The organism is Micromonospora sp. NPDC048999 (genome assembly GCF_040649295.1).
Taxonomy (GTDB): domain Bacteria; phylum Actinomycetota; class Actinomycetes; order Mycobacteriales; family Micromonosporaceae; genus Micromonospora.
On record NZ_JBEZFI010000025.1, the window covers coordinates 1 to 18806 of the forward strand.

The following is an 18806-nucleotide window of genomic DNA, read 5'->3' on the forward strand; positions in this document are numbered from 1 at the left end:
CACCGCCACAGCCTGACCGCCGCGACGCCGCCCGGCCGACAGGCCGAACGGCGTGTCATCCAACACCGCGAACGTTCGTGGTCACGGCACTAGCCGTGTGGCATCCCCGAAGCGGGACAACCAGCGCGGGGAGTGCACGCCGAAATCGGTTCCGGCGATGGTGCGCAACTGTTGTTTGAAATCCTCGAGGGTGGGCGGCACCGCGCGGTCGCTGACTCCCGCGGCGGGGACCACGACGCTATAGACCCCAACGCCTGCGGGCCGGAGCCAGAATGGCCGATGGGTCTCGCGGATTCCGGTCACCTTGGCGGCGATCTCCTCCTGCGGCACGCCCACTTCCATCTCGCCCATCAGCGTCTCGGTCCGTGAGGGCTCGCCGGGGAAGCCGACACCGAGCAGTTTACGCACCGTGCTGCGCCCGCCGTCACAGCCGACGAGGTAGCGCGAATGCAGCTGTTCCCCGTCGGCAAGCTCGACGGTCACACCGTCGCCGTCCTGCTCGAAACCGGCAACCGCGCAACCGCGCCGGACCTGCGCACCCAGTTCGATCGCATGTTCTTCGAGCAGGTGAACGATGACCGGCTGCGGGATACCCACCAGATAGGCGTACGCGGAATCCAGGCTCTGGGGCGCGGGTTTGTTGATGGCGGCGAAGAAGCCGGCGGCCGGACGCTGTCTGCCGCGTTCGAGAATGCGCTCCAGCAGCCCGCGCATTGCCATCAGCTCGATACTGCGAATATGCAGACCGACTATGCGGACGAACGACGCGGGTTCGGTTTCCTTCTCCAGAACGAGCACCCGCACGTCGTGCAGCCGCAGTTCGGCAGCCAGCATCGCACCGGTCGGCCCGCACCCGGCAATGATCACGTCGAACATGAGGGGCGCACGATCGGCGCCGGAGGCCAGCGATGGGAGTCCTGGGACGTCGCCCACGGTGAAGTCACGCTCGACCGTATCGTTCGACGACGGCTCGGCGGTGAACTGCAGAGAGTGCATAGGTGTTGCCTTTCGGGAGTGCCTTGTTGGCGAGGCGCTCCCGGCGACACCTACGACATTCGCCCGGCCGCGACGGGAAGGGGGAGCACCCACATCGATACAGCGTTCATGGGTCTCACCTCCTCGGGCGGTGTCACGGGCAACTGCAAGCTACAAGGCCGAGCATCATCCCGTCCAGTCCTTTCCCCGCCGCGTCATACATCACGTGCGTCGCCAGCGGCGATGAACGCCAGCCCACCCGGAGCCACAGATCCGGACGTTTGCTTGGCGACGGCGCGCCCTGTCAGTCGGGTGGCGCCGGGCGTTGTTTCTGCAGGATGATCTCGCACTCAACCGGCACGAAGCCGAGTTCGTGGTTGATGGCACGCATCCATACGTTCTGGTCGTCGCTGCTGGTCCGCACGTGTCGGCAGCTTGTCTTGTCGCGAGCGACAAGGAGAGACGCGACCTTGACGGCACGGCCGAGACGTTGGCCACGGTGCTCGGCGAGGACCATGGTGCCTTCGATCTGCGCCGGACGTGCGGGGTCGGCGGCCACGACCAGGCAGGTCCAGGCGACCACGTCATCGTCCGGGCCGAGTGCGATCGCTTCGACGGCCGTGCGTCCCTGCGCCTGCCAGAGTGAGATCTCGTCCTGGTAGTCCCGGGCGGTGACCGGAGTGGGTTCCCACCCAAGCTCGCCGTTGGGTGCCTCTGCGTCAACCAGCCCTTTGAGCACGCCGACCTGGGCACGCAGCTGTTCGGGGACACCATTGAGGTACGTAGAGACTGTGTATCCGTCCGCCGGCAGATGCGCGGGAAAGTCGGCACCGACCAGATCGAGCTCGACCACAGTCTCGGTGCTGGCTGCGGCGTAGCCGAGGGGCCTTGCGGACCTGTTAGCCAGGCCCTCGATCTCGGAAGCAGTGGCGCGGTAGGCACTCGCAACGAACCGGCTCGCGCCTTCGGGACTCGCGTTCTCCGCTGCGGCCACGAGCCGGGTGCCGATACCCCGGCGTTGGTGCTGCGGAAGCACGGCAACATCCACCCAGGACGTGTCGGGAGTGTCGTGGGCTGTCCAGGAGCTGGCGAAACCAACCAGAGTCTCACCCTCGAAGGCACCGACCAGGCGACGGGTCCACCCGTTATCGGCGCGCCATGCCGCGATTCGCGCCGTCGCCCCGAGCGGAACCCACCCCGGCCGGGCCTGGGCGGTCGCCTCGCACTCAACTGCGTATGCATCCGCCAGCGCGGACTTGTCGTCGAGATCCAGCGACCAGATACCCACCGCGAGAACCATGAAGTCAACTCCCGTTCGGAGAATGGAACTGATGCCGATCTTGCCTCAAGCAGTGGAGAGTACCCAGGCCGCGCCGGTCAAGGGGCATGTGCGCGGATCGCGGCCGCTGCGAACGTCGCGCCGCGCTGTTCGAGGCGGGCTACGGCTCGGCAGGATCGCGGGACCTGTTGGAAAACAGAGTCAGGATTGTCGGCGTTATCGGCTGCGGTGACACGCCGAAGTCCCAGGCGGTCGAACGCCGCCGCGAGAAGACCGCCCCACGCCGCGTTGTCGCAGCATAAGCTCCGGAGATGCTGCTGCGCGACGTGGAGGCGGCCGACCTCGATGCATACATCGGTATGCGCTGCGATCCGCTCATGATGACGGAGCTCGGCGGTCCGCAGCCTCGTGAACGCATTCCCGGTCAGCTCCAGCGCGGCATCGAGACGGTTCGCGAGGACAGCGCCTAATTCAAGATGATCGTTCCCGACGGATCAGCTCAGGCGGCGGGAACGGTGACGGTGGGCGTTTCACCTTCGCCGCCGGTGTCGGGCCGGCCCTGACCTTCGTTCGCACCCGGTCATGAGCGACCGCGCGCGGACCGCCGCATGATGCAGTCCGGGGCGAGGCCACCTTGCCTCTCGCCCCGTCTCAGGCCCGTGACGGGAGGAGTTGCCGGAGTAGCCCGCTGGAAGGATCGGATCCAGGTACCGGACCGGGACGCGATCGTGAACGGTGATTTTGCTGAAGCGGTCGCCGGGAACGGAGGCGACCAGGAGCCAGATGTCGAGGAGTTTGCCGTTGGCAATGACGCGGAACTTCCCGTCGCCGATGCTGGCGAGGCCGGAATAGCAGTGGGTGCAGCGGAACCCGGGCAGGGGAAGGCGCGGGCGCTGAACGGTCCAGGGCAGCACGATATGAGGACGCGTAGACATGATCTCTCTGAAGACTTGACGGAAGGCATGGGAAACGAGCCGACGGCGACGTCGGCGACCGATGCACGGGGAAGGTGTCAGGTCTAAAGAGCAGGCGGCGTCACGCGGGGTGAAGTCCTCTCGTGAGCGGGTGGGAGAAGAAGATCTAGTTGCAAGGTAGGGCGGAACGGGCTGGCGAGGCCACCCATTTTTGTCCTGGTGCGGAGCGCTGAGGGGCGGGGTCGGCGAGCTGGGCGTCGACCACGCGCCGATCGCCCCCGCGGCCCCTTCCGGCCGCTCGTTACCCGTGGGACTTGTTTCTCCCGCTGGCCTTCGCCCTGTCCTTCGGCAGCTTCGCGGTAAAGCCCTGAGCCCGGACATCCGTCGTCGTCACGGCGGCGCTCGCATCGCGGCCATGAGCGGATATCGACTACCCCGGGCGTCGTCGCTCCTGACGCTGTGAGCGCACTGACGCCGGCCTGTGATAGGCACGTGATGGGGGCCAGCGAGGATTCCACCATGAGGCGGTCGGTCGCAGTGGCAGCAGCTGTGGTCATGGCATGGAGTTCGCTGGGCGCCTGTTACCTTGGTCCGCTTCCGGTGCAATATGCGGCCTTGGCCATGGTCGCTGGGCGGCCGACGGCAGTCATCGGCGTCTGCGAACGATCAACAGTCAGCGTCGAGCTGTACCTGAATGAAGACACCATGGACCGTGACTTGCACCGGTGGTCCGTCACGGTCACGCTGCCGAAGCGGGTTCAGGACGTCGAGGTGGAGCTGCTTGGCCCGACGCGACCCGGCTGGGAAATCACCTCCAACGAGGAGGAGGTCATCGGCACCGGCCTCGACAGCTTCAAGGTTGTACCGCTGATATCGATCGATCCCGGACGTCATTACACCCTCGACTCGTCGACCATCGGCCCTGAAGGTACGAGGGCACCGGCAGTCACCTTCACCACCGATGACCTGTCGAAGATCGGAGCAGGCCAGGTGCTGGCCCCGATCGACCAGAAGCGTTCCAAGGTGGTGTCACGCGACTCGTTCGTCAACGAGCGTTGTGGCTAACACTTCACGTCCAAGGGCGCACTCACATCGGCAAGCCCGGGCGTCGGCTCCGTTCGCTCGACATGACGTTCCGCAACGCCCGGATCGCCGCGAATGAGCGCGGGCCAAAGCTGCGCCACCCAGGGCCACCGATTCGAGCAGTCTCTCTGAGTTTGTAGGCGGCGACGGGCAGGACACGTGACTGCCCCGGCTCGTCCGCCGCGTGCCATCTTGAGGCGGCCGCAACGGGCGATCTATGCCTCGGGTCGCCCCTCCGCAGGATGTCGCTGATGCCGAGGGCGGGGCGATCGCGGCCGGAGAGCGACCGGTGTGGCGGCCAGAATGGCAGCCAGCACGAGCAGACCCCAGGGGTACCGGGTGGTTTCGATCACGAAAGCGACGGGACGCTCAGGCAGGTCGACTCGGCCGTGGAGTTCATGTTTTCCGATGACGGCGAGGTCCATCGGCACCCGGATTTCATACTCCCGCGCTTGTCCGGGTTCGATGGTGCCCAGGGCCGGGGCAGCGACGATGGTGTGTGCCTGTCCAGCCGGGCCGAACAAGAGCGTGAAGGCTGGGTCGACCACGTCAGCCGGGCCGGGGTTACGCAGGGTGAGATGTACGGTCAGTTCCTCGGGGAACCCGAACCAGCCCCGCAGCGGGCCGCGTTCAGCGACGCGCAGCTCGTCGACGGCCAGCTCGGGCGAGCTGGTCGGGGCCGGGGCCGGTGGCGCGGTTACGCCGGCCAGCGGCAGCGTGGCGGTGGCCTGTACGGCACCGGTGAGGTTACGGGCCCGCAGCAGGCAGGGGCAGGCAACCGGTGGTGCCGCCACCAGGATCGGCGTCACCGCCATGCCGGCCGCCGGGACCTGGGCGTGGGTGGCCTGATCATTGGCGCAGTCGAGTGCGCCGCGGCGGGCGTTGTTGCCGCAGATCTCCAGTTGGACCGTACCGGCCGGCCAGTGGTGGAGGGTGACTGTGATCTGCTGCCCGATCGCCAGCGGGCCGGGCGGTACGACGATCTCGGGCCGTGTTTGCACGACGGCGGATGTGGTGGGAGGCGGAGTCGGGGCGGCCAGCGCCAGCATCGCGACCGTGGCCGGCAGCAACGGGTTCACCGGGCGCCGGCCGCTGCTTCGTGTGCTGCCTCTTCCGTCGTGGGTGGTTCGGCCATGGGCGGGGCCGGGCGGGGGCGTCTGCGCCAGCGTAGGTAGAGCCAGGCTACGGCCGTCGCCAGCAACGCGACGAGCGGCCACGGCAGCGCCCAGACGCTCGCGGCGCGCTGCACCGGCGGCAACGCGGTGTCGACCGTGGTGGGTGCGAGGTCCACCGTTGCGGTCAGCCGCAGTGCGGGTGGTACTCCAACGACTTGCTCGGTGACGGTGAAGGCGGCGCCGGGTAGCAGCTCGGGCAGGTCGACCGGGGTGGTCCGGGCCAACGTCCAGCCGACCGGCCCGTCGACGATCACGGTGCCGGTGCCTCCAATGCGGACGTTGCCGCTGTTGCGGATCCGGTAGGTGACCGTCATGTCGCCGCGTCCGGCCGGATTGACCGGGGTGTCGTAGCCGACGTGTACCGATTCGACGGTCACGGCGGGGCGGATCTCGCCGCTCACGCGGAGATAGACCCGGGCCGCGACCCGCTGGTCGAGCCGGACCTGCCGCCCGTCGGCGGTGACGCCGACCTGGGCGATGGCGGCGATCACCCCGCCGGCGTGGTCGCCCGGCGTGGCATTCCGCGGCACCGCCAGCCGGAAGGGGATGTCGTGTCGTTTCCCCGGTTGGACGGTCCAGCTCTGCCGCTCGACGCTGATCCAGGTGCCGATGTCCGTGGCGGCCTGGTCCGACGGCAGCAGCGCGAAGGCGCCGTCGGTCGTGGTGTACGCGTCGGTGCCGTACACCGTGAAGGTGAGCGGCCGGTCGCTGAGGTTGGTCACCCCGACCTGGTCGGTGATGGTGCTGCCGGGTGCCAGGTCGTAGATGAAGTAGTTCCGGCCGGTCGGGCACTTCGGTCCGGACGGTTGCACCGCCCATCGGACGGCGCGGTCGGTGGCGCCTGGGACGACGGTTGCCGATGGGGTGGGTGCCGGCCGGGTGCCGGCGGGCCGGAGCATGGGTGTGGCCTCGGCGGCGGCCGGTGGCCCGAGCAGCGCCGTGACCAACATGGCGGCGAGCGAGGCGCCGGCCCGGGCAGCCAGGGTGGCGGGCGTGGCTCGGGGCTGGGCAGCCAGGGTGGCGGGCGTGGCTCGGGGCTGGGATCGGATCCGGGAGGCGAGCGTGACGAGGGGCATACCGTGCTCCGGGGCGAGACGATCTCGGTGGACAGGCTGGTGGGGCGCGGGCGAATGCCCACGCCCCACCAGGTCAGGCCCTGCTCTGAGTCAGGAGAGGGTCAGGGTGAGGGTCGCGGCGTAGTCGCCCGCCGCGGCGGACGCCGGCACACCGAGGTTGAGCTCGGCGCCGCAGGTGAAGATGCCATTGCTGGCCCCCGCCGCTGATGTGCACAGGGCGCGGGCCTCACCGAGACCGGCCCCGGGAGCGGCGACGGCACCCGGGGTTACGGCTGGGTTGGCGCCACCGAGCGGGTCGTTGACCACGGTCGCCGTCGGCGTCCAGCCGAGGTAGTTCCCGGCGATGACGCCACCGCCGGCCGAGGTGAGGTCGGAGACCTGACCGACCAGGCTCCACCCGGTGCCGATGCCCCGCAGGTCGGCCACCGTGGCCGGGTTCAACGCCGCCTGGGCGTACTCGCCCTTGCCGACCGCGGGCAGCTCGACGGCCGAGCCGGCGACGCTCAGGGTGAGCGGCCCGCCGGTCACGGTGCCGGTGATCCGCTGCTGGGCCGTGTTCCCGCCGCCACCCGTGCGGGTGAAGGTGAGTGGGGTGAAGGTGTCCTGGCTGCGGTCGGCGGAGCCGCGGGCGGCAAAGGTGATCACGTAGCACTGCACCTGGGTGCAGTCGACCTGGTTACCGTTGCGGTCGGTGTAGACCGCGCTGATCGGCAGCGTGGTGGTGAAGCTGCCGTCAGCGGCCATGCGGTCCCGGGCGTCCGTCGGCTCGTTGGTCTTGTTCACCCACTTGGTGACCTGCAGCACGCTGGCGTTGGCCCAGTGCTCGTCGACCTTGGGGCCGAAGGAGACGTAGATGCCGGCTCCGTTGTTGGCGTCCGGGTCGAAGCCGGTGCCCCGTACGGTGATCGTCGCGCCGGCCGGGTCGAGCCCTTGGGTGGGGGTGACCGTCACGGCCGCTCTGGCCGGCCCGCCGTTGCCGGTGGTGAAGGTGAACGAGACCGGGTCGAGCGTCTCACCCGCGCCGTAGAAGCCGTTGAACGCCGTGGCCCCCTGGCTGGTGAGCACCGCCGCGAGGCTGCTGCCGGTCACCGTGTTTCCGCTGGTAGCGGGGTTGCCGCCGGAGACGGTGAGAGTGGCGATGGTGGCCTGCTTCACCGACACCGGATCCGTCTCCGTGGTGACCAGGTCGACGTCCGCCTTTAGTGCGGCGGTGCCGCCGGTGATGGCGACCGTCGGGTTGGCCAGGGTGATGGTGAAGAAGTGCGCCGGGTAGGAGAAGACCACCTTGCCGCCGTAGGTGGCACTGGTCGTGCCGCTGCCAGCGTCGTGCGTGCCTCCTGTGGACGGGAAGGTGAAGGTCCCGTCGGTGTTGACGGTGGCGCCATTGCCCACCGAGATCGGCGGGTTCCCGTTGCCGGTCTTGACGTAGCTGCGGAAACTCGCCTTGAACCCCCAGGTGAGGCTGCCGCCCGTGATGTCGGCCTCGGCTGCCGAGGCGGGGCCGGCGCCCACGAGCGCGGCCGACGCGCCGAGGGCGGCCACCGCCATCCAGCGCATCGACCGGTGCCGGACGGCACCGGCTCTGGATCTGAGCATGCTGTTGCCTTTCGAAACAGTGAAAGCGAAGCCTTAGGTTAGGCAAACCTAACAACGATGTGTCATCCTCGGGGCGTCCGGAGATCTTGAGCCGGAGAGCCCCTTGCAACCTGCCGCTTCGTAACTTAGGTTAGCCAAACCTAAGTTACTGCTTGCGGTCGGGTGCGCCGACCGTCCATGTCGTGTGAGGAGCCCGATGCGAGCGCGGCACTGCGCCATCCTGGCCGCGGCCTTGGTCACCGCGGCTGTCGCCGTCGTCCCGGTACCGGCGTACGCCCGTACCGGCAGCGGTGCCGGCGGCCAGACCCTTACCGTCACCCCGAGCACCGGCCTGAACAGGGCAGGCGCGACCGTATCCGTCTCCGGCCGGGGGTACGACGTCACCAAGGGCATCTATGTCGCGTACTGCGTGGACAACGGGGCCGGTGCGGTCCCGACCCCGTGCGGCGGCGGCGCCGACACGAGCGGCAGCCTCGGCGCCTCGCACTGGATCTCGTCGAATCCGCCCTCCTACGGTGAGGGCCTGGCCGTGCCGTACGGCGCCGGTGGATCGTTCACGGTGACGCTGAAGGTGACCGCCACCATCGGCGATGTCGACTGCACCGTCCGCCGGTGCGCGGTTATCACCCGGGCTGACCACACCCGCGCCGCCGACCGTTCCCAGGACGTCCGGGTGCCGGTGACCTTCACGGCCGCCGGCACGCCGACGAAGGCCACCCCGGCACCGGCGACCACCACCGCGCCGCAGGTCGCCGCCACCACCCGCAGCGCCCCGAACACGTCCGCATCGGCCGCGGCGGCACCCACCTCGGGCGAGCCGCCGGCCGCGGACGCCGTCGCGGATGGCGGTACCCCGTCGGCGATGGCCGCCGCCGGCGCCAACGAACTCCACGTCACCCGAGTCAGCGACGCCTCCAGCGCCGGACGCGGCTGGACGATCGGGCTGGCCGCCCTCGGGCTGGCCATGGTGACACTGATCGGCCTCGGCCGGTGGCGGCGCCGCCGCGGTGCCACCCGATGACCCGCCCACGCCGGCCCCGCCGGATGACCAGCCAGCGGCTCCTCGACCCGCTCCTCGCGCTGGTCGCGCTGGCCACCGTCGCAGCCACCGGATGTGCCGCACCGGAATCCGGTACGGCGTCGACATCCACCGCCGGCTGCGGGCCGGTCACCGCCACCCTGGACAGCACCGACGTCGAGCCGCTGCGCCCGGCGCCGACGCCCGTCCTACCGGCCACCGTGCCCTCCAGCGACGGCCGGACGGTGACGGTCACCGACATCAGCCGCATCCTCCCGGTCAACCTCTACGGGTCGATCGCCGAGATCGTCTTCAGCCTCGGCCTCGGCGACAACGTCATCGGCCGGGACACCTCGACCACCTTTCCCGCCGCCGCGCACCTGCCCGTGGTCACCCCGGCCGGACACGACCTCTCCGCCGAGGCGGTGCTCGACCTGAACCCGAGCGTCGTGCTCGCCGACGACAGCATCGGGCCACCCGAGGTGCTGCGCCAACTCCGCAAGGCCGGCATCCCGGTGGTCCTGGTCCAGGCCGAGCAGACCCTCGACGCCGTACCGCGACACATCCGCGCGATCGCCGCGGCGCTCGGCGTATCTGCCGCCGGAGAACAACTCGTGACCCGGGTCGAGAGCGAGATCACTGCGGCTCGGCGCATTGTCCAGGCAGGCCGAGCACCGCGGATCGCGTTCCTCTACCTACGCGGCACCGCCGGGGTCTACCTGATCGGCGGCCGCGGCGCCGGCTCCGACGCGATGATCGAGGCGATCGGCGGGGTGGACGCCGGCAGCGCCGCCGGCCTGTCCAAGTTCCGCCCGCTGACCAGCGAAGGACTCATCAACGCGGCACCGGACGTGATCCTGGTGATGACCGAAGGCCTCGCCTCCGTCGGCGGGGTCGACGGCCTGATGAAACTGCCCGGCGTCGCGCAGACCCCGGCCGGGGCGAACCGGCGCGTCGTCGACATGGACGACGGCGCCCTGCTCACCTTCGGCGCCCGTTCCGGCCGGGCTGTTCAGGCCCTGGCCCGCGCCGTCTACTCCTGCCAGGACCCGTCGTGACCGCGGTACAGGCCCGCCCCGAACCCGCCACCGACACCGTCCGGCCCAAGGGCCTGCGCGGGCCCGCGCTGTTGGCCGGACTCGGCGTCACCCTGCTGTTGGTCGTCCTGCTGGCGGCCGGACGCGGCCAGGTGGACATTTCCCCCGCCGAGGTGATCGGCTCCGTGCTGCACCGCCTCGGCCTGGACATCGGTCCGCTGCCGTCGGCCGTGCAGGGCGAGAACGCCCTCTGGATCGTCCGCTTCCCCCGGGTGCTGCTGGCGGCCATCGTCGGCGCCGCCCTCGGCTGCGCCGGCACCGTCATGCAGGGCGTCTTCGGCAACCCGCTCGCCGAGCCCGGCGTCATCGGGGTCTCCGCCGGGGCGGCCGTCGGCGCGGCCCTGGCCATCGTCACCGGTGTCACCGTCCTGGGTGGGTGGACCGTGCCACTGGCCGCCTTCGCCGGCGGCCTCGCCACCACCTACCTGGTCTACGTGCTGGCCCGCTCCGGGGGCCGGACCGAGGTGGTGACCCTGGTCCTGACCGGCGTCGCCGTCAACGCGGTCGCCGGATCGGTGATCGGGCTGCTCATGTTCGTCACCGACCAGTCGGGCGTACAGGCCATCGCCTTCTGGAACCTCGGTAGCCTCGCCCAGGCCAACTGGTCGGCCGTCAGCCTCGCCGCGCCGTGCCTGCTGGTCGGACTCGCCGTCGCCCACGCCGACGCCCGCCGGCTCGACCTGCTCGCCCTCGGCGAACCCGCCGCCCGGCACCTCGGCGTCCACGTGGAACGCCTGCGGATCCGCATGATCGTCATCACCGCGCTGCTCGGCGCCGCCGCGGTCGCCTTCACCGGCATCATCAGCTTCGTCGGACTGGTGATCCCCCATCTGATCCGGATGATCGCCGGACCGGGACACCGGGTGCTGCTGATCGCCAGCGCCCTCGGCGGGGCCATCGTGGTGATCACCGCCGACCTCGCCGCCCGTACCCTCGTTGAGCACCAGGAACTGCCCCTCGGTGTGCTCACCGCGGTCATCGGCGGGCCGGCGTTCTTCTGGCTGCTGCGCCGCACCCGCAACCGGGCCGGAGGCTGGGGATGAGCCGACTCGCGACCGCCCGCCCGCGTACGCTGCGCCGGTTCTCCGCGGCCCGCACGCCGGAACCGGTGCCGGCCGGGCACCCCCGCGTCCAGGTCGTCGGGCTGCGGGTCGAACGTGCTGGCCGGGCCGTGCTCGACCAGATCGACCTGCAGGTACGCGCCGGCGAAGTGCACGCCCTGGTCGGACCCAACGGAGCCGGGAAATCGACCCTGCTCGCCGCGATCAGCGGCGACCTTCCGGCCGCGGCCGGCCGCGTCGAGGTCGACGGGCTGCCCCAGGATTCGTGGAGCCCCGTGGAGCTGGCGTGGCGCAGGGCGGTGCTCACCCAGCGCAACACCCTGAGCTTTCCGTTCACCGTCAACGAGGTGGTCCGGATGGGGCGGGCGCCGTGGGCCGGGCGGCCCGAGCAGGAACACGACGAGACCGTCGTCACCGACGCGCTCCAGCGCTGCGACATCGCCCGCTTCGCCACCCGACCGTACCCCGCGCTCTCCGGCGGTGAGCAGGCCCGCGCCGCACTGGCCCGCGTCCTGGCCCAGCAGGCCACCACGCTGCTGCTCGACGAGCCGACCGCCGCCCTCGACCTGCGCCACCAGGAACTGGTCATGCAGATCGCCCGGGAACGGGCCCACGCCGGCGATGCCGTGGTCATCGTGCTGCACGACCTGGCCCTGGCTGGGGCGTACGCGGAAACGGTGACCCTGCTCCGCGACGGGCGGGTACGGGCCGCGGGGCCCCCGGACGCGGTCCTCACCGCGCCATTGCTGAGCGAGGTCTACCGGCACGACATCGAGGTCGTCCCCCATCCCCGTACCGAACTGCCGCTGATCGTTCCCCGACGCAGCCGGCAGGTGGAATCGCATGTTGGCAAGGAGAAATAGCAGATGAACCCACCCGACACCGCGTTCTCGGCTCGGCTACGAGCCGAGACCCGCGAGGCGCACCAGACAGCCGAGTCCCAGCGCTACATCTCCGCGCTCACCGCCGGCGAGCTCGGCGTGGCCGGTTACACCACGCTCGTGGTCCAGCACTACGTGATCTACGAGGCGCTGGAGAGCGTCGCCGAGATGATGCGCCACGACCCGCTGGTCGGCCCGTTCGTCGACGACGCGCTGACCCGGCTGCCCGCGCTCGCCAAGGACCTTCAGTTCCTGCTCGGGCCCGACTGGCGGCAGCGGATCGAGCCGACCCCGGCCACAACCGCCTACGCCGCGCGCATCAACGCGGTCTGCGCCTCGGCCCCCCACTTCATCGCCCACCACTACACCCGCTACCTTGGGGACCTTTCCGGCGGGCGGCACATCGGGCGGTGCGTCTCCCGGTACTACGGGATCACCGGCGATGCCGGTGCGGCGTTCTACCGGTTCGACGAGATCACCGACCCGAAGTCGTACAAGGAGACCTACCGGGCCAGGCTCGACGCGCTCGCGCTCGCGCTCGACGCGGCCGGTCGCACTGACCTGCTCGACGAAGTCCTCGTGGCCTACCGGCACAACACCGCGGTCTTCACCGACCTGGCCCGACTCGCCCCAGCCACCACGCGGGAGGGGGCTGCATGAGCGCCGGGTTCCCGCCGGAGGTGGTCGCCGCCGTCAGCCGGCACATGAACGACGACCACGCCGACGACGCGCTGCTCATCTGCCGTACCCTCGGCGGCCAGCCGTCCGCCGCCCAGGCCCGGACCACCGGCCTGGACGCCGACGGCATCGATTTCGCCGTCACCGCCGACGGCGCCGAGGTGCCGGTACGCATCCCGTTCGCCCACCGGCTGACCGAGCGGGCGCAGATCCGCCAAGAGGTGGTGCGCATGTATCGGGAGGCCTGCCAGCAACTCGGGGTTCCACCACGGTCGGCCGACTGACCGTCGCCAAGACAGCACAGGGGGGAGGTCGTCCACCGCCGACGACCCCCGCACCTCTGCCGGCTGGTGGAATTCCAACGTGGTCTCCGACCATGACCTAGGCCACGGTGACGGTGCGGTCTGGTTTGGTTAGGGTGGCCTCGCCGTGGTGTTCGGGAAGCCGGTGTGAGACCGGTGCGGCCCTCGCCACTGTGATCGGGATGCTGGAGGCCACCGAAAGGTCACTGGGCGCATGCCTGGGAAGGCCGGCCACCGGCGCACCACCCGTCAGCCAGGAGACCGGCCACGGCACCTGTACGACCCGTCCACGAGGTGCTGGAAGGTGGTCCCGCTATGCGGTCCCCTGTGTCCTGGCGCGTTGCCGCGCCGCTGTCCGTCATGCTCGCCCTGCTCGGCGGCTGCGCCACGACCGGCGACAACAAGCCGGCCACCACGGCGTCCGCCGCGGCCGGGCCGGTCACGCTCACCAACTGCGGCACACCGGTCACGATCACGAAGCCCCCGGCGCGGGCGGTGACCATGAACCAGTCCGCCACCGAGATCATGCTGGCGCTCGGTCTACAGGACCGGATGGCCGGCACCGCCTTCCTCGACGACCAGGTGCTGCCCGAGTACGCCGCCGCGTACTCGAAGGTGCCGGTACTGGCCAAGGAGTACCCGTCGAAGGAGAAGCTGCTCGACATCGCGCCGGACTTCGTCTACGCCTCCTTCGCGAGTGCGTTCAGCGACGAGGGGGTCGGCGACCGCGCCGATTGGCAGAAGCTGGGCGTGGGCACGTACATCTCCGCCGCGGGTTGCCCGAAAGACACGCGGCCGGCGAAGCTGACGATGGATGACGTGTTCGCCGAGATCCGTGAGATCGCCGCGGTCTTCGGCGTCGCGGAGCGGGCCGAGACGCTGATCGCCGACCAGCAGGAGCGCATCGCGAAAGTCTCAGCGGGCGCGAAGGGCACGCGGGTGCTGTGGTGGGACGGCGGCAACGACGCGCCCAGTGCCGGCGCCTGCTGCGGCAGCCCGGCGATGATCATGTCCGCGGCCGGGGTCACCAACATTTTCGCCGACCTGAACGGCAGTTGGGCCGACACCAGCTGGGAGACCGTCGTCGAGCGCAACCCGGACGTCATCGTGCTCGTCGACGCGAGCTGGGATACCGCCGCCGCCAAGCAGGCGTTCCTCGAAAAGCACGCGACGCTCAAGGACCTGCCCGCCGTCAAGGGCAAGCGGTACGTCGTCCTGGACTTCTCCTCCACCTCCGCGGGCGTGCGGAACGTGCGCGCCGTGGAGGCCCTGGCCCGTGGTGTCGGCGGGGTGGGCAACTGACCACCCCTACCACCCGGCCGGCCGAGGCCTCGGCGCGGCCGGTCCGGGCGGTACGCATGGTGGCCCTGGTGGTCGTGCTCGCGGGTGGCCTGTTGCTGTCGGTGGCTGCGGCCGTGACGGTGGGGCCGGCGGACCTGTCGCTGGGCACCGTGTGGCTGGTCATCACCGACCATCTCGGCCTGACGAGCGCCGACGTACCGCTGCTGCGCGATCACATCGTGTGGGAGCTGCGGCTGCCGAGGGTGCTGGGCGCCGCCGTGGTCGGGGCCGGGCTCGCCGCATCCGGGGCGGTCATGCAGACCGTCACCCGGAACCCGCTCGCCGACCCGTACCTGTTGGGCGTCTCCTCCGGGGCGTCGCTGGGCGCCGTCGCCGTTCTGGTCCTGGGCTTCGGCGCGGGTGCTGCGGCGCTCACCGGGGGCGCGTTCGCGGGGGCGCTCGCCGCGTTCGCCGTCGTGGTCGCTGCCGCCGGCCGGCGAGCGGTCCTGCGACCGACCCGGGTGGTGCTGGCCGGCGTCGCCGTCGCGCAGCTGTGCGCCGCGCTGACCTCGTTCGTGATCATATGGACGGCCGACCCGCACGCGACCCACAGCATCACCTTCTGGCTGTCCGGCTCGCTCGCCCGCGCCGACTGGGCCGCACTCGGATGGGCGACGCCGGTGCTCGCGGCGGTGTTCGCCGTGATCCTCTGGTTTGCCCGTGCGCTCAACGCGTTCGCGTTCGGCGAAGAGGCCGCGGCCGCCCTCGGTGTTGACGTCGGGCGTGTCCGCTGGCTGCTGCTGGTCACCACGGCGCTGCTGACCGCTGTGCTGGTCGCGATCAGCGGCGCGATCGGCTTCGTCGGCCTGATGCTGCCGCACGCCGCGCGGTGGTTCACCGGCCCTGATCACCGGCGGCTGCTGCCGGTCGTCGTCCTCTCCGGAGCGATCTTTCTGATCTGGGTGGACACCGCCGCCAGGACCCTGTTCGAACCCCGTGAGCTGCCGGTGGGCGTGCTGACCGCCCTGCTCGGGGTGCCCGCGTTCGTGCTACTGCTGCGCCGAGGGGATGGGAACGCCTGATGCTCGACATCCGCGACGTCTCGTGGTCAGTGCCGGCCGCTCGCCTCCTCGACCGCGTGACCTGCTCGGCGCCGCGCGGCAGCCTGGTCGGCCTGCTCGGTCCGAACGGGTCCGGCAAGACCACTCTGCTGCGGGTCGTCGCCGGCTTGATCGCCCCCGGGTCCGGGACCGTGACCGTCGCGGGCGACGACGTGGCCGGGCTGTCGCGTGCCGCCGCGGCGCGGCGGATGGCGCTGCTCGCCCAGTACGCCGAGACCGACCTCGACCTGACCGCGCTCGACGTGGTGCTGCTCGGCCGCACCCCGCACCGCCGCTCCCGCTGGTCGGACAGCGACACCGACCGGGCGGCCGCGACCGACGCGCTCGAACGCGTCGACATGTCCGGGTACGCCCACCGCAAGTGGCAGACGCTGTCCGGCGGGGAACGCCAACGGGTGCAGCTCGCCCGAGCCCTCGCCCAGGAGCCGCAACTGCTGCTGCTCGACGAACCCACCAACCACCTCGACATCGGCCATCAGCTGCAGCTGCTGCATCTGGTCCGCCGCAGCGGCGTCACCGCCCTCGCCGCCCTGCACGACCTCAACCTGGCCGCGATGTTCTGCGACCTCGTGGTGGTGCTGCTCCACGGCCGGGTCGTCGCCTCCGGACCGCCTGTCGGCGTGCTGACGTCCGCGCTGCTCGCCGACGTGTACGCCGTGGACGCCGACGTCGCCGTGCACGACGGACGCCCGGTCATCACCTACCGGGCACCGGCAGCATGAACGTCCTGCTCGTCTCACGCGGGGCGACCCACCACGGCGGCCACGACGCGGTCCACCGCCTCGCCGCGGCCGTCGCCGAGGCCACGGGCGTACCGGTGCGGGCGTGTTTCCTCGACGGCGCCGAGCCGTCCCTGCACGCTGCCCTCGATGCCGTACCGGAGGATGGCGAGGTCCTGCTCGTGGCCACGCACGTACCGCCCGACCGATACCTCGACACCTGGATCCGCCGCGCGGTCGCCCACTGGCGCACCACACGGGACCGGCAGACACGAATTCTCGTCGCCGCGCCGCTGGCGGCGCAGCCCGCGCTGGTCACCGCAGTCTGCGATGCCATCACCGGCGAGCACACCACCCTCGACGGCAACCCCGGACCGTTCCGCAGCCCGGCCTGGTCACAGATCACCCGACACCGCCGGCACATGCTGGTCTGCCGCGGGCCGCGCTGCACCGCGTACGGCGCCGACCAGGTCGCCGCGACCCTCGGCAACCGCCTGAAGGAGCACGGCCTCGGCGACGACGACGTCCTGGTCACCGCGACCGGCTGCCTGTTCCCGTGCAACCTCGGCCCGCTCGTCGTCGTGTATCCCGACGACACCTGGTACGAACACGTCGACGCGGGCCTCGCCGTCCGTATCACCGACGAGCACCTGCGCGACAGCGTGCCGGTTGACGGCAGGCGCCCACGCGACTCGTGAATGCGTAGCCATCGGCTCCATCAGGCACCGGCGCCGAATGTGACAAGGCGCTACCGGCAGGCCAACGGACCTGCCGTCATCCGCACCGTCCAGCGCCCGGAGTCGCCCCGCAGGACGGTCCGGGTGAGCGGCGCGACGTCGATCCGCCAGAACGAGGCAGGTGCGGCGCCTATCGCGCTCACGATCAGGGCGCGGATCACCATCGGATGGGTGACCGCGACGAGCGTCCGCGCGGTGCCGGGCAAGGCGCCAAGCCAGCGGCCAGTCCGGTCGAGCAGGTCGTGCAGAGACTCGCCGCCGTGCGGTGCTGCGGCCGCGTCGGTCAGCCAGGCCGCAACCGCGTCCGGTTCCGCAGCCGCGACATCGTCCAGCGTATGACCGGCCCAGCGGCCGAGATCGGCGTCGCGCAGCCCCTCATCGGTCCGTGGCACGAGCCCGAACGCGGTGGCGGTCTGCACGCAGCGCAGCGCCGGCCCGCAGCGGACCTCGTCGGCACGGGGCAGCGCGTTGGTGAGCGCCACCGCGTCGGCCAGCCCGTGCGCGTCGAGCGGCTCGTTCTGGGGGAAGGCGGCCGCCCGGGTGGCCGTGGTGGGTGCGTGGCTGACCAGTATGAGGCGACTGCTCACGTTGACACTCCTAGGCCGTCGGCCGTAGCGTCCAGGGCACAGCGTGATGGTGGAGGAAGCCGGTGAGACTCCGGCACGGTCGCGCCACTGTAACCGGTTGAGGGCTTGAGCCCACATGACCGGGAGTCAGACCCTCCCCGTCGCCAAACCCGCTATGGGACGCGTTGATCCCAAGGAGGTACCTGTCATGGCAGACGTGTCACTGCCCACCCCCACCGCCGTACCCCTTCCGGCCGCCATTCCGTTGCGTCAGATCATGCCCTGGGCTGTCTTCGGCGCGGTGCTCGCGGCCGTGCTGCTGTACTTCGTCGGCGTGGAACAGGGTGTGCTTTCCGTGTTCTCCGGCGAGACGGTGCACGAGTTCGTGCACGATGGTCGCCATCTGCTCGGCTTCCCCTGCCACTGAGAGCGGTGGGAGACTCCGTGTTTTCCGCACGCACGCTGCTTGTCCGGGGGATGATCGTCGGCCTCGCCGCCGGCGCCGCCGCCTTCGTGTTCGCCACCCTCTTCGGTGAGGGTCCGGTCGGGCAGGCCATCGACTTCGAGGCCACACATGCCGGCGGCCACGACCACGGCGATGAGCCCGAACTGGTCAGCCGCACCATACAAAGCACGCTCGGCCTGGCCACGGGCACCCTGGTGTACGGCGTCGCGCTCGGCGGCCTGTTCGCCCTTGCCTTCGCTGTCGCGTACGGCCGGATCGGCCGCTTCAGCCCCCGCGCGACCGCCGCTCTCGTCGCACTCGGTGGCTTCGTGACCGTCGCGCTCGTACCGTTCCTCAAGTATCCGGCCAACCCGCCGGCCACCGGTAACCCGGACACGCTCGGCCAGCGGACCGGCCTGTATTTCCTGATGATCGTGATCGCGGTCGCCGGCGGGCTTCTCGCCCTCTCCTTCGGGCGTTGGCTTGGGCCCCGCTATGGTGCCTGGAACGCCAGCATCGCCGCCGTTGGGGCATACGTAATACTGATCGCTGTCGTCGAGTTGGCCCTTCCGACGATCAGTGAGGTCCCCGACGGCTTCCCCGCCCTCGTGCTCTGGAAGTTCCGGCTCGCCTCACTCGGCACCCAACTCGTCACCTGGACCGTGCTGGGGTTGCTCTTCGGCGCGCTCATCCGACCCCGTACGCACGCACGTACGGTCCCGGCGGAGAAGGCAGCGGTCGGCGCCGGCCGGTGAGGCCGTAGCGCATGCGGATGCAGGAGCGGGCCGGGCATCGCGGTCGC

Annotated in this window: 19 protein-coding genes, 1 pseudogene and 2 riboswitches; of the genes and pseudogenes, 14 read left to right on the forward strand and 6 right to left on the reverse strand. The window is 70.6% G+C overall.

Going from position 1 to position 18806, the window contains the following annotated elements; all coding sequences use genetic code 11:
* Positions 1–90: 90 nt before the first annotated feature.
* Positions 91–876 (reverse strand): annotated as a pseudogene (locus tag AB0C02_RS22555) (FAD-dependent monooxygenase); the annotation flags it as partial.
* 403 nt (positions 877–1279) lie between these two features.
* Positions 1280–2275 (reverse strand): GNAT family N-acetyltransferase, encoded by a 996-nt coding sequence (locus tag AB0C02_RS22560; RefSeq protein WP_357550662.1) that lies wholly within the window; start codon positions 2273–2275, stop codon positions 1280–1282.
* Between the two features lie 290 nt (positions 2276–2565).
* On the opposite strand from AB0C02_RS22560, the gene AB0C02_RS22565 reads away from it, so the two are divergent.
* Together AB0C02_RS22565 and AB0C02_RS22570 are read left to right on the forward strand one after the other, a co-directional pair.
* Positions 2566–2724 (forward strand): hypothetical protein, encoded by a 159-nt coding sequence (locus AB0C02_RS22565; RefSeq protein ID WP_357550663.1) that lies wholly within the window; start codon positions 2566–2568, stop codon positions 2722–2724.
* 903 nt (positions 2725–3627) lie between these two features.
* A complete protein-coding gene (locus AB0C02_RS22570) occupies positions 3628–4233 on the forward strand; it encodes a hypothetical protein (protein ID WP_357550664.1) in 606 nt (201 codons plus the stop codon).
* A 233-nt stretch (positions 4234–4466) separates the two neighbouring features.
* Here AB0C02_RS22570 and AB0C02_RS22575 read toward each other — a convergent pair whose 3' ends face one another.
* From AB0C02_RS22575 to AB0C02_RS22585, 3 genes are all read right to left on the reverse strand, one after another.
* Positions 4467–5330: a hypothetical protein gene (locus AB0C02_RS22575; protein ID WP_357550665.1), complete on the reverse strand. Its 864-nt coding sequence runs from the start codon at positions 5328–5330 to the stop codon at positions 4467–4469.
* Positions 5327–6502 carry a DUF916 domain-containing protein gene (locus tag AB0C02_RS22580; RefSeq protein ID WP_357550666.1) on the reverse strand — a complete coding sequence of 392 codons (1176 nt, stop codon included), beginning with the start codon at positions 6500–6502 and terminating at the stop codon, positions 5327–5329. Before AB0C02_RS22580 ends, AB0C02_RS22575 begins: the two co-directional genes overlap by 4 nt.
* Before the next feature lie 90 nt (positions 6503–6592).
* Entirely contained in the window at positions 6593–8098 is a 1506-nt protein-coding gene (locus AB0C02_RS22585; protein WP_357550667.1) for an HtaA domain-containing protein, read from the reverse strand.
* A 196-nt stretch (positions 8099–8294) separates the two neighbouring features.
* Here AB0C02_RS22585 and AB0C02_RS22590 point away from each other — a divergent pair, with 196 nt between their 5' ends.
* The 10 genes from AB0C02_RS22590 to AB0C02_RS22635 all read left to right on the forward strand — a co-directional run bounded on the left by AB0C02_RS22590 (position 8295) and on the right by AB0C02_RS22635 (position 16954).
* Entirely contained in the window at positions 8295–9119 is an 825-nt protein-coding gene (locus tag AB0C02_RS22590) for a hypothetical protein (RefSeq protein WP_357550668.1), read from the forward strand.
* Complete coding sequence (locus tag AB0C02_RS22595) at positions 9116–10174, forward strand: ABC transporter substrate-binding protein (protein WP_357550669.1); 1059 nt, start codon at positions 9116–9118, stop codon at positions 10172–10174. Before AB0C02_RS22590 ends, AB0C02_RS22595 begins: the two co-directional genes overlap by 4 nt.
* On the forward strand, positions 10171–11256 hold the full coding sequence (locus AB0C02_RS22600; protein ID WP_357550670.1) for an iron ABC transporter permease: 1086 nt from the start codon (positions 10171–10173) through the stop codon (positions 11254–11256). Before AB0C02_RS22595 ends, AB0C02_RS22600 begins: the two co-directional genes overlap by 4 nt.
* Complete coding sequence (locus AB0C02_RS22605) at positions 11253–12137, forward strand: heme ABC transporter ATP-binding protein (protein ID WP_357550671.1); 885 nt, start codon at positions 11253–11255, stop codon at positions 12135–12137. The genes AB0C02_RS22600 and AB0C02_RS22605 overlap by 4 nt, the downstream gene beginning before the upstream one ends.
* 3 nt (positions 12138–12140) lie before the next feature.
* On the forward strand, positions 12141–12815 hold the full coding sequence (locus AB0C02_RS22610; protein ID WP_357550672.1) for a biliverdin-producing heme oxygenase: 675 nt from the start codon (positions 12141–12143) through the stop codon (positions 12813–12815).
* The gene (locus AB0C02_RS22615; RefSeq protein WP_357550673.1) at positions 12812–13117 is read left to right on the forward strand and encodes a DUF2470 domain-containing protein; all 306 of its coding nucleotides are present in this window, start codon (positions 12812–12814) and stop codon (positions 13115–13117) included. The genes AB0C02_RS22610 and AB0C02_RS22615 overlap by 4 nt, the downstream gene beginning before the upstream one ends.
* Before the next feature lie 129 nt (positions 13118–13246).
* Positions 13247–13420, forward strand: a riboswitch (cobalamin riboswitch).
* Between the two features lie 30 nt (positions 13421–13450).
* On the forward strand, positions 13451–14437 hold the full coding sequence (locus AB0C02_RS22620) for an ABC transporter substrate-binding protein (protein WP_357550674.1): 987 nt from the start codon (positions 13451–13453) through the stop codon (positions 14435–14437).
* Between the two features lie 56 nt (positions 14438–14493).
* Complete coding sequence (locus tag AB0C02_RS22625; RefSeq protein ID WP_357550675.1) at positions 14494–15498, forward strand: iron chelate uptake ABC transporter family permease subunit; 1005 nt, start codon at positions 14494–14496, stop codon at positions 15496–15498.
* Complete coding sequence (locus tag AB0C02_RS22630; protein ID WP_357550676.1) at positions 15498–16259, forward strand: ABC transporter ATP-binding protein; 762 nt, start codon at positions 15498–15500, stop codon at positions 16257–16259. Before AB0C02_RS22625 ends, AB0C02_RS22630 begins: the two co-directional genes overlap by 1 nt.
* Complete coding sequence (locus tag AB0C02_RS22635; RefSeq protein WP_357550677.1) at positions 16256–16954, forward strand: (2Fe-2S) ferredoxin domain-containing protein; 699 nt, start codon at positions 16256–16258, stop codon at positions 16952–16954. Before AB0C02_RS22630 ends, AB0C02_RS22635 begins: the two co-directional genes overlap by 4 nt.
* A 50-nt stretch (positions 16955–17004) precedes the next feature.
* Here the strand turns inward: AB0C02_RS22635 and AB0C02_RS22640 are convergent, their stop codons facing one another.
* Complete coding sequence (locus AB0C02_RS22640; RefSeq protein WP_357550678.1) at positions 17005–17580, reverse strand: histidine phosphatase family protein; 576 nt, start codon at positions 17578–17580, stop codon at positions 17005–17007.
* Positions 17581–17597: 17 nt separating this feature from the next.
* Positions 17598–17735, forward strand: a riboswitch (cobalamin riboswitch).
* A 32-nt stretch (positions 17736–17767) separates the two neighbouring features.
* Here AB0C02_RS22640 and AB0C02_RS22645 point away from each other — a divergent pair.
* Entirely contained in the window at positions 17768–17986 is a 219-nt protein-coding gene (locus tag AB0C02_RS22645; RefSeq protein ID WP_357550679.1) for a CbtB domain-containing protein, read from the forward strand.
* A 17-nt stretch (positions 17987–18003) separates the two neighbouring features.
* Entirely contained in the window at positions 18004–18759 is a 756-nt protein-coding gene (locus AB0C02_RS22650; protein ID WP_357550680.1) for a CbtA family protein, read from the forward strand.
* Positions 18760–18806: the final 47 nt, after the last annotated feature.

Bases quoted from the DNA above. Each gene is read 5' to 3' on its own strand.
- AB0C02_RS22560 (WP_357550662.1), bottom strand. From the start codon at position 2,275: ATGGTTCTCGCGGTGGGTATCTGGTCGCTGGATCTCGACGACAAGTCC.
- AB0C02_RS22565 (WP_357550663.1), top strand. From the start codon at position 2,566: ATGCTGCTGCGCGACGTGGAGGCGGCCGACCTCGATGCATACATCGGT.
- AB0C02_RS22580 (WP_357550666.1), bottom strand. From the start codon at position 6,502: ATGCCCCTCGTCACGCTCGCCTCCCGGATCCGATCCCAGCCCCGAGCC.
- AB0C02_RS22585 (WP_357550667.1), bottom strand. From the start codon at position 8,098: ATGCTCAGATCCAGAGCCGGTGCCGTCCGGCACCGGTCGATGCGCTGG.
- AB0C02_RS22590 (WP_357550668.1), top strand. From the start codon at position 8,295: ATGCGAGCGCGGCACTGCGCCATCCTGGCCGCGGCCTTGGTCACCGCG.
- AB0C02_RS22595 (WP_357550669.1), top strand. From the start codon at position 9,116: ATGACCCGCCCACGCCGGCCCCGCCGGATGACCAGCCAGCGGCTCCTC.
- AB0C02_RS22605 (WP_357550671.1), top strand. From the start codon at position 11,253: ATGAGCCGACTCGCGACCGCCCGCCCGCGTACGCTGCGCCGGTTCTCC.
- AB0C02_RS22610 (WP_357550672.1), top strand. From the start codon at position 12,141: ATGAACCCACCCGACACCGCGTTCTCGGCTCGGCTACGAGCCGAGACC.
- AB0C02_RS22615 (WP_357550673.1), top strand. From the start codon at position 12,812: ATGAGCGCCGGGTTCCCGCCGGAGGTGGTCGCCGCCGTCAGCCGGCAC.
- AB0C02_RS22620 (WP_357550674.1), top strand. From the start codon at position 13,451: ATGCGGTCCCCTGTGTCCTGGCGCGTTGCCGCGCCGCTGTCCGTCATG.
- AB0C02_RS22625 (WP_357550675.1), top strand. From the start codon at position 14,494: ATGGTGGCCCTGGTGGTCGTGCTCGCGGGTGGCCTGTTGCTGTCGGTG.
- AB0C02_RS22630 (WP_357550676.1), top strand. From the start codon at position 15,498: ATGCTCGACATCCGCGACGTCTCGTGGTCAGTGCCGGCCGCTCGCCTC.
- AB0C02_RS22635 (WP_357550677.1), top strand. From the start codon at position 16,256: ATGAACGTCCTGCTCGTCTCACGCGGGGCGACCCACCACGGCGGCCAC.
- AB0C02_RS22645 (WP_357550679.1), top strand. From the start codon at position 17,768: ATGGCAGACGTGTCACTGCCCACCCCCACCGCCGTACCCCTTCCGGCC.